9 protein-coding genes and 1 pseudogene are annotated in these 8,372 nt (G+C 72.4%); 1 reads left to right on the top strand and 9 read right to left on the bottom strand.

Features of this window, described 5'->3' with window-relative positions:
• Nucleotides 1-2 precede the first annotated feature (2 nt).
• Nucleotides 3-878, top strand: a complete 876-nt coding sequence (locus B7767_RS18190; RefSeq protein WP_085573113.1) for a MaoC/PaaZ C-terminal domain-containing protein — start codon at nucleotides 3-5, stop codon at nucleotides 876-878.
• Here the strand turns inward: B7767_RS18190 and B7767_RS18185 are convergent.
• From B7767_RS18185 to B7767_RS18150, 9 genes and pseudogenes are all read right to left on the bottom strand, one after another.
• Nucleotides 848-1,540, bottom strand: a complete 693-nt coding sequence (locus B7767_RS18185; RefSeq protein WP_085573115.1) for a TetR/AcrR family transcriptional regulator — start codon at nucleotides 1,538-1,540, stop codon at nucleotides 848-850. The genes B7767_RS18190 and B7767_RS18185 overlap by 31 nt on opposite strands.
• An 85-nt stretch (nucleotides 1,541-1,625) precedes the next feature.
• A complete protein-coding gene (locus B7767_RS49330; protein ID WP_373408223.1) occupies nucleotides 1,626-2,027 on the bottom strand; it encodes a hypothetical protein in 402 nt (133 codons plus the stop codon).
• A gap of 148 nt (nucleotides 2,028-2,175) precedes the next feature.
• Nucleotides 2,176-4,254, bottom strand: a complete 2,079-nt coding sequence (locus B7767_RS18175) for a LamG domain-containing protein (protein ID WP_306297966.1) — start codon at nucleotides 4,252-4,254, stop codon at nucleotides 2,176-2,178.
• Nucleotides 4,255-4,526: 272 nt separating this feature from the next.
• Nucleotides 4,527-5,858 (bottom strand): dicarboxylate/amino acid:cation symporter, encoded by a 1,332-nt coding sequence (locus B7767_RS18170; protein WP_085573111.1) that lies wholly within the window; start codon nucleotides 5,856-5,858, stop codon nucleotides 4,527-4,529.
• Nucleotides 5,859-5,924: 66 nt separating this feature from the next.
• A complete protein-coding gene (locus B7767_RS49325) occupies nucleotides 5,925-6,011 on the bottom strand; it encodes a putative leader peptide (protein WP_311642580.1) in 87 nt (28 codons plus the stop codon).
• A gap of 166 nt (nucleotides 6,012-6,177) precedes the next feature.
• Nucleotides 6,178-6,489, bottom strand: coding sequence for a DUF4229 domain-containing protein (locus tag B7767_RS18165; RefSeq protein ID WP_085573110.1), 312 nt, complete (start codon nucleotides 6,487-6,489; stop codon nucleotides 6,178-6,180).
• A gap of 96 nt (nucleotides 6,490-6,585) precedes the next feature.
• Nucleotides 6,586-7,110 carry a GNAT family N-acetyltransferase gene (locus B7767_RS18160; RefSeq protein WP_085573109.1) on the bottom strand — a complete coding sequence of 175 codons (525 nt, stop codon included), beginning with the start codon at nucleotides 7,108-7,110 and terminating at the stop codon, nucleotides 6,586-6,588.
• Nucleotides 7,111-7,126: 16 nt separating this feature from the next.
• Nucleotides 7,127-7,765 carry a UdgX family uracil-DNA binding protein gene (locus tag B7767_RS18155; protein ID WP_085573114.1) on the bottom strand — a complete coding sequence of 213 codons (639 nt, stop codon included), beginning with the start codon at nucleotides 7,763-7,765 and terminating at the stop codon, nucleotides 7,127-7,129.
• 171 nt (nucleotides 7,766-7,936) lie between these two features.
• Nucleotides 7,937-8,372: pseudogene (locus tag B7767_RS18150) on the bottom strand (aminofutalosine synthase MqnE); the annotation flags it as partial.

Below are 8,372 nucleotides of genomic sequence, written 5' to 3'. Positions count from 1 at the left end.
CCATGACCTCCGCACCCGCGCCCACCGTGGAGCTCTCCGCAGCCCCCGCCCTCGCGCCGCTCCTCGCACGCGGCGCCCTGCTGTCGCCCTTCAAGCGCCCCCGCCCCGACGCCGCCCACCCCCGCGCCCGGCTGGTGCTGCCCGCCCTGCGCGTCGACACCGGCCGGCTCGCCGCGTACGAGCGGGTGTGCGGCTTCCCGACCGGCTCCGCGAGCCCCGGGGACGCACTGCCGGTGACCTACCCGCACGTGCTGGGCTTCCCGCTCGCCATGCGGCTGATGAGCCGGCCGGACTTCCCGCTCCCGCTGCTGGGCCTCGTCCACACGTCGATACGGATCACCCGGCACCGCACCACACCGGCCACCGGCGCGTACGAGCTGACCGTGCACGTCGACGGGCTGGCCCCGCACCGGCGCGGCACGGAGGCCGCCGTGGTCACCGAGATGCGGGACGGCGGGGACGTCGTGTGGGAGTCACGGAGCACGTACCTGGCCCGCCACCGGACCACCGGCCGGCCCGCGGGGCCCGAACGGCACGGCCGGGAGGAGCGCGGACCGCTGCCCGCCGTCGACGAGTGGCGGCTGGCCGGGGACGTCGGACGGCGCTACGGTGCCGCGTCCGGCGACCGCAACCCGATCCACCTGCACCCGCTCACCGCCCGGCTCTTCGGCTTCCCCCGCGCCATCGCGCACGGCATGTGGACCGTGGCCCGCTGCCTCGCCGCCCACGGCACCCCGGACGCCACGGAGGTCCGCGCGGACTTCCGGGCGCCGGTGCTGCTGCCGGGGACGGTGACGTACGCGGCGGAGGACGGACGCTTCGAACTGCGCGGCGACGGCGGCCGGGTTCACGTCACCGGGGAGGTCAGCCCGCTCTGAGCCGCCTCCGGTCCGGGCTCCTCGTCCGGCGGGGTCCAGCGGCGGCCGGCCATCAGGTCGCCGAGGCCCGCCCAGGCGAAGTTCATCAGGGTCGCCGCCGACTGCCGGGCCGTGACACCGGGGGTGGCGTTGGCCCAGTCCGCGAGGGACTCGGCGGCACCGACCAGGGCCTCCGCGAGCCCCGAGACCTCACGCTCGGGCAGATCCGGGTCCCGGTGGGCGTCACGGGCGGCGACGAGGATGAGCTGCGTCACGAACGCCACGATCTCCGCACGCATCGCGGCGACCTCCGCGGCGAAGACCTCACCGTGGGTACGGGCCTGGAGGTGCAGCACCGCCCAGCCGTCCGGATGCCGGGCGGTGTGCGTGAAGAACGCCGTCAGCCCCGACCAGAGCTGCCGGTCGGCCGGCAGCTCCGGACGGGCACCGGCGCGCACGGCCTCGGTGAGGGCCTTCGCCTCACGCCGGATGCACGCGGTGAACAGGTCCTCCTTGGAGTTCAGGTACAGGTACACCAACGGCTTGGACACGCCCGCCAGTTCGGCGATCTCGTCCATCGACGCGGCCATGTACCCCCGTTGACCGAAGGTCCGCACGGCGGCGTCCAGCATCTGCTGTTCACGGACCGCACGCGGCATCCGCTTCGTCTTCACGGCACCCATGGGACACAGCGTACGGTCCGTCTCCTGCCGCGGGTCCCGGCCGCCGTCGTTCCCCGGCCCCGTCCGGTCGCCGGGGACCGGCCGCTCACCCGCCGCCGGCCGCGGCAGGAGCTGCGCGGCGAACGGCGTGGACAGCGCCGAGGTGTCGGTGCCGCCGCCGGTGCGGACCACCACCGGCTGCGGAGCCTTCCCGGCCGGCCCGGCACCCACCTCCGGGCGCCTGCGGGCCAGTTCGGGCACCGTCCGCGCCGCCGATGCGCACCGGGCGGAGCAGGTGGTCGGCGACCTGCTCCAGGGTGTCGAGCACCTGCTGCTGGTAGCGGTGCTCGAGGATCTCCGGCGCCCGCGCCGCGGTCACCGCACGGATGTCGAGGGCCTGTGCCTCCGGCAGCGCCGCGTTGGCCCTGGCCTCCGACTCGGCCCGGCCGTAACGCTGCCGGGCCGGCGCCCCGGCACGGTTGGTCTCGCGCTCCACGGCGGTGTCCATCCGCGCCTGGTACCGGGCGATGTCGGGTGAGGCACGCGGTCCAGGTGATTCCACACCACCGGGCGGACAGGGGCGAGGGGCGCTCCCAGCAACGGTCACCTGTCGGTGGTCGCCGGAAAGCGCCCCTCGCCCCGCCGGCCGGCGGACGTCAGCCGCACAGGCAGGGGTCGGTCTCGTGGCCCAGGCCGATGACGTCGCGGTCACGCAGGGCGCCCGCGTACGCCTGGAGCTCGTCCACCTCGCCCTTCAGGTACTCGCCCCAGCCGTCGGCCGTGCGGGCACGGCCCACCTGGAGCGGGCCGGTGCTCGTCCAGCCGTCGCGGAGGTGGGCGGTGGCCCCGGTGTTCGTGTAGCCGTCGGCGTACAGCTTGACCGTGTCGGTCGCGTCGTCGTAGACGACGGTCAGCTGCGTGCCGTGGCCGCTGCTGCCGTCCGGCCTCGTGACCTGCGAGACGACCTTCTCCGGCGCGCCCGCCTCATCGCGTTCCGGCATGACCAGCTGCCAGGCGAACGCCGACGGGTCGTAGCGCAGCTTGAACGCGTCGGTGTGCTCGCCGGCCTGTGAGAGGACCGTCATCGGCCGGGTGGCTTCGGCCTCCTCGATCCTGGCGACGACCCCGAGGGTGAAGCTGTCACCGGTGTCCACCACGGGGGTGTCGAGGACCGCGTGACCGCCTTCGCCGTCCAGCGCCAGGTGCCCCTCGCCGACCAGCGGGTACGGCTTCCACGGGCAGTCGGGGTCGAGGTCGGGGATGCAGGAGTCGTCCGGACCGCGGTAGATCGACGCGCCCGCTGCGAGCCGCAGCGGCGCACCACCCTTGTTCTCGGGCGTGGTGCCGTCGTCGGCCGTGCCGAACGACCAGTGGCCGAGCAGGTTCGGCTTGCGGTGGGCCAGCTCGGTCACCTCCTTCGGGACGACGAGACGGTCGTACGCCCGGACGTCGCCGATGTCACCGTGCCAGCGCTGCCGGTAGCCGTTCTCGCCACGGATCCGGCCGATCTGGAACGCGCCGTCCGCCCTGACCGGAGCGGCCTCGGCCTTGCTGCCGACCTCGTGGCCGTTGACGAAGAGCTGGGCGTAACCGGTCTCGGTGTCGTAGACGCCGAGGAGGTAGGCCCATTCGCCGGCCTCCGGGGCGCCGCCGGTGACCTTCGCGTCACCGAGGGTGAAGGACCAGGAGGCGGTCGCGTCCCGCGGGGCGTCCAGGGCCAGGGCGTAGGCCGTGCCGGACGCGGTGTCCTGGCTCAGCACGGTCATGCGGCGGTCGTCCTCCGCCGGGCGCACCCAGGCGCCGACGGCGAAGGTCCTGCCGCTGTCGACGGCCGGGGCGTCCGTGGTGAGGAAGCCGTGACGGCTGCCGTCGAGGGTGGCCGTGGAGGTGAGCGGGGTGCCCGGGGGCACGGGACCGCCGAAGGTCACACCGCGTCCCGCCCGGGCCGCCTCGCCCGCCTCTGCGGCCGCCGTGGTGGAGCCCGCCTCGTCATCGAGCTTCCAGCGGGAGACGGGCGCGCTCGCCGCCTTCGGGTAGAAGGAGTAGTCGGTGCGCCCGCTCACCCGGCCGGAGCGGTCGAGGGCCTGGACGCTGAGACGCTGCGGGGCGTTGCTCAGCGGGGCGAAGCGGACGGTGGCCGGGCCGCCGAGCTCGGCGGGGCGGACGGTGCGCTGCGGGCCGCCGAGGAAGGTGTACCGGTACTCGACGACGTCCGCCGAGGGGGAGTCCATGGTGAAGCTGCCGTAGACGCCGACCCCGCCGGTCCACCACGTCTCCTCCGGGTACTCCGGTGAGCTCACGACGGGAGCGGCCGGGCTTTCGTCGTCGTGGACGAACCGGCACGCGGCGCCGGGCGCCTCCGAACTCCAGGGGGACTTCGCCGTACCGTCGTCGGCCCGGACGTGCCAGGAGATGACCGTGTCGGACGGGATCTCGGACGGCACGGTGATGCGGTGGACCCGGTCCGCGTAGGTCGGCTGGGTGGTGAAGGAGCGGCGCTGTTCCGTGCCGTCCGGGTCCGACCACCAGATCTCGAACTCGGCGGTGACGTACTCCGGGTATCCGATGCGGTCGTCCTCGGCCGGATCGGTCAGCCGGGCCGTGAGGACCGGAGGGCTTCCGACATAGGCCGGCTCGTCGCCCGACGCGCAGTCCTTGAACTCGGTCTGCAGGTCCTGGACGGCGGGCGGCAGATTCGCCTGCTCCGCCGCGTACGCGGTGCCGGGCGTGACCACCCCCGCCACTACTGCCGCAAGGCAACTGCCCAGCAACAGGCCTCTCTTGTTCCATCTCCCCGACATCAACGAACGCCCCTCCCCGGATGATGCCCGATCATCGAACAGTCGAGCGACAGGAGGCTAACAGCGGCCATCCGCATCGGCGATCAGGTTTTCCGACGGGTCGCCGGAAACGGAGCCGTACGGAGAAGACACCGCCGAAGCACGGGAAGAGACGGGCGGGTGAGGTCCCCGGGTCCGTTTGTCCGCGGTCCCGGGGACGGGGACGGTCAGGCCGCCGCGGGGACCCGCCTGGGGTCGTCGGCCGGGGCCCCGTCGGCCGGGTCCTCGTCGACCGGCGAGGAGTGGACCGAGTCGTACGCCTTCCGGTCGAGCAGTCCCTCACGGGCGGAGACGATGACCGGGACCAGAGCTTGGCCCGCGACGTTCGTCGCCGTGCGGATCATGTCCAGGATCGGGTCGATGGCGAGGAGCAGGCCCACGCCCTCCATGGGCAGGCCCAGGGTGGAGAGGGTGAGGGTGAGCATGACCGTCGCGCCGGTGAGACCGGCCGTGGCGGCGGAGCCCACCACCGAGACGAACGCGATCAGCAGGTAGTCGCCGACGCCGAGCTGGATGTCGAAGATCTGGGCGACGAAGATCGCGGCGATGGCCGGGTAGATCGCGGCGCAGCCGTCCATCTTGGTCGTGGCGCCGAACGGGACGGCGAAGGAGGCGTACTCCTTCGGTACGCCGAGGCGCTCGGTGACCTTCTGGGTCAGCGGCATGGTGCCGACGGAGGAGCGGGAGACGAAGGCGAGCTGGATCGCGGGCCAGGCGCCCTTGAAGAACTGCACCGGGCTGACCTTGGCGACGGTCGCCAGCAGCGCCGGGTAGACGCCGAAGAGGACGAGCGCGCAGCCGACGTAGATGTCGGCGGTGAAGGTGGCGTACTTGCCGATCAGGTCCCAGCCGTAGGTGGCGATGGCGTTGCCGATGAGGCCGACGGTGCCGAGCGGGGCGAGGCGGATGACCCACCACAGGGCCTTCTGGAGGAGTTCGAGGACGGACTCGCTCAGGGTGAGGATCGGCTGGGCCTTCTCGCCGAGCTGGAGGGCGGCGATACCGGCGACGGCGGCCATGAAGACGATCTGGAGGACGTTCAGCTCGGTGAACGGCGTGATGACGTCGGTCGGCACGATGCCGGTCAGGAAGTCGATCCAGGAGCCGGACTTCTCCGGCGCCGCGCCGTCCGCCGGGGTGAGGCCGGTGCCGGCGCCCGGGTTGGTGACCAGGCCGATGACCAGGCCGATCGCCACCGCGATCAGCGAGGTGATCATGAACCAGAGGAGGGTGCGCGAGGCCAGCCGGGCCGCGTTGTTGACCTTCCGCAGGTTGGTGATGGAGACCAGGATCGCGAAGAAGACGAGCGGGGCGACGGCCAGCTTCAGCAGGCCGATGAAGGTGCCGCCGACCTTCTCCAGGGTGGTGACCAGCCAGGAGACGTCCTGGCTGCGGGCGAGCCAGCCGAGCAGGACGCCCAGGACGAGGCCGGCGAGTATCTGGGCCCAGAAGGGCGCGCGTATGGGCAGCTTGAACTGCGTGTTCGTGGACACGGACATGCTCCGTTGAGGGGGGACGCGTGCGGAAGGTGACGTGGTACGGGGAACGCGGGTGGCGGCGGAACGTCAGGGACGACAGTTCGCGGCGGTGACCCGGCAGAGGTCCACGTGCAGGCGCGCCACGAGCGGAACACTCCGGGGCGTGGGGAACACGGCTGCTGACTTCACCCGAAGACCGTAACACCTGAGCTTTGAGATCCTCAAAGCCTTACTTTGACAGGCGGGGGGCCGAAGGCGCCCATACAACGCAAAGCGCCCCGGTTTCCGGGGAATTTCGGAGACCGGGGCGCCCGAGTGCGGTGCGCGGGTGTGACGGACGTTACGAGGTCTGGCCCTGCGCCTGCCCCTGCGTGCGGGCGGCCTCGTCGGCCGTGTCCTCCATGTTGCGGTTGGCCTCCAGGTTGGCCTTGGCCCGGTCCACCCGCTGCACGATCCGCTCGGAGGCCCGGTCCCGCTCCTTGCGGAGCGCGACGAAGCTGATCGGAGCCGAGATCAGCAGCGCGAGCAGGACGATCCACAGGCCGTTGGAGTCGCCGAGGCCGCGCGGGGCGAGGCCGGAGTAGACGAGGCCCCAGACGACCACGAGGCAGCCCACGAAGATCCCGAGGCGCATCAGCGTGTAGCGGAGCATCTCATCCACTCTTCCCTGCGTACGGTCAGAACGTCCCAAAGGGACGATGTCCAGTGAAGCACGACCGGACGTGGATCTTTCAGCGGGGTACGGGGCTCAGGTCAGCGGCAGCAGCATGACGACGTCGTCGCGGTCGTCGCCCGGGGCCACGCGGATGGCGTCCGGGACCCGGCCGACCTCCTTGTAGCCGCAGGAGGCGTAGAAGCGCTCCAGGCCGAGGCCGCCGCGGCAGGTGAGCCGTATCGCCTCGATGCCGTCGAGGGTGCGGGCGGACCGCTCGGCGGCGGCGAGCAGGTCGCGGCCGTAGCCCTTGCCCTGGTGGCGGGGGTGGACCATCACCGTGTAGAGCCAGAGCCAGTGGGTCATCAGGTGGTGGGTGTTGAAGGTGAGGAACGCCGTCGCGGCCACCCTGCCCTCCTCGTCGTGCCCGACGAGCAGGCGGGAGCGTTCCTCCGCCATCGACACGAGCTGGCGCACCAGGCCGGGGCGGATGTCCTCACGGGTCACGGGCGGTACGAAGCCGACCGCTCCGCCGGCGTTGGTGACGTCGGTCCACAGGTCGAGGATGCCGTCACGGAGTCCGGGGGTGACGACGGGATCCAAGGTGAAGGTAAGGGGCACATGGCGATACTAACCGTTACCCCAGGGCTTGTGCAGCCACTTTCAGGTCGGCCACCAGCCCGCGGTACGCCGTCTCCCTGTCGTCCGCCCGCAGCACCGCCGAGGGGTGGACCGTGGGCACCAGCCGCTCGGGGCGCCCGTGGATCTCCTCCTCCAGCACCGTGCCGCGCACCCGGGTGACCCGGAACGAGGAGCCGAGCAGCGCCTTTCCGGCGGTGGCGCCCAGTACGACGACGAGCTCCGGCTCGACGAGGGCCAGCTCGGCGGCGAGCCAGGGGCCGCAGGCGGTCGCCTCGCGCCGGGTGGGGGACTTGTGGACGCGGCGCTTGTGGGGTTCGGCCCGGGTGAACTTGAAGTGCTTGACGGCGTTGGTGACGTACGCGTCCGCCGGGTCGATGCCGGCTTCCGCGAGTGCCCGGTCGAGCAGTTTGCCCGCGGGACCGACGAAGGGTTCGCCCCGGCGGTCCTCCTGGTCGCCGGGCTGCTCGCCGATGAGCATGATGCGGGCGTGGGCGTTGCCGGTGCCGAACACGGTCTGCGTGGCGTCCCTGTGCAGGGGGCAGCCCCGGCAGTCGGCGGCCGCCTTGCGCAGGGCGGTGAGGCCGCCCCGCGCGGGGACGAAGGGCTCCGCCGTGTAGGCGTCTTCGGAGGCCATGCGGGCCGGGTACCCGCCGTGGGGGTTCGGACCCGTCCCGGCCGCGGCGGGGGTCGATCGCGCCCACGCGGCGGAGCCGCGCATCGACGCGGCTCCGCGCTTCCCGCGCACCGGGTGGTGGGTGACCGGGGGGCGGGAGCCCCCTGGTGGGGGCAGAGGGGCGGGGCCCCTTCAGACGCGCATCGGCTGGGGGGACTCCCGGCGCGCCGGGTCGGGACCGTCGTACTCCCGGATCACCTCGTACCGGGTGTTGCGTTCCACCGGCCGGAACCCCGCGTCGCGGATGAGGTCCAGCAGATCCTCACGGGTGAGTTTGTTCGGCGTGCCGAAGTCGTCCGCGTCGTGCGTGATCTTGTACTCGACCACCGACCCGTCCATGTCGTCCGCCCCGTGCTGCAGCGCGAGCTGCGCCGTCTGCACGCCGTGCATCACCCAGAACACCTTGACGTGCGGCACGTTGTCGAACAGCAGCCGCGACACCGCGAACGTCCTCAGCGCCTCCGCCCCGGTCGCCATCTGCGTCCGCGCCTGGAGCCGGTTGCGTACCTTGCCGTCCTTCACGTCCACGAAGTCGTGCTGGTAGCGCAGCGGGATGAAGACCTGGAAA

It is taken from the genome of Streptomyces sp. 13-12-16, from assembly GCF_002114215.1.
In the GTDB taxonomy this organism is placed as follows: Bacteria; Actinomycetota; Actinomycetes; order Streptomycetales; family Streptomycetaceae; genus Streptomyces.
This window is presented reverse-complemented; position numbering and strand designations above follow the sequence as displayed.

Coding starts and splice junctions, on each gene's coding strand:
- B7767_RS18190 (WP_085573113.1), top strand. CDS start 3: ATGACCTCCGCACCCGCGCCCACCGTGGAGCTCTCCGCAGCCCCCGCC.
- B7767_RS18185 (WP_085573115.1), bottom strand. CDS start 1,540: ATGGGTGCCGTGAAGACGAAGCGGATGCCGCGTGCGGTCCGTGAACAG.
- B7767_RS49330 (WP_373408223.1), bottom strand. CDS start 2,027: ATGGACACCGCCGTGGAGCGCGAGACCAACCGTGCCGGGGCGCCGGCC.
- B7767_RS18170 (WP_085573111.1), bottom strand. CDS start 5,858: ATGTCCGTGTCCACGAACACGCAGTTCAAGCTGCCCATACGCGCGCCC.
- B7767_RS18165 (WP_085573110.1), bottom strand. CDS start 6,489: ATGCTCCGCTACACGCTGATGCGCCTCGGGATCTTCGTGGGCTGCCTC.
- B7767_RS18155 (WP_085573114.1), bottom strand. CDS start 7,765: ATGGCCTCCGAAGACGCCTACACGGCGGAGCCCTTCGTCCCCGCGCGG.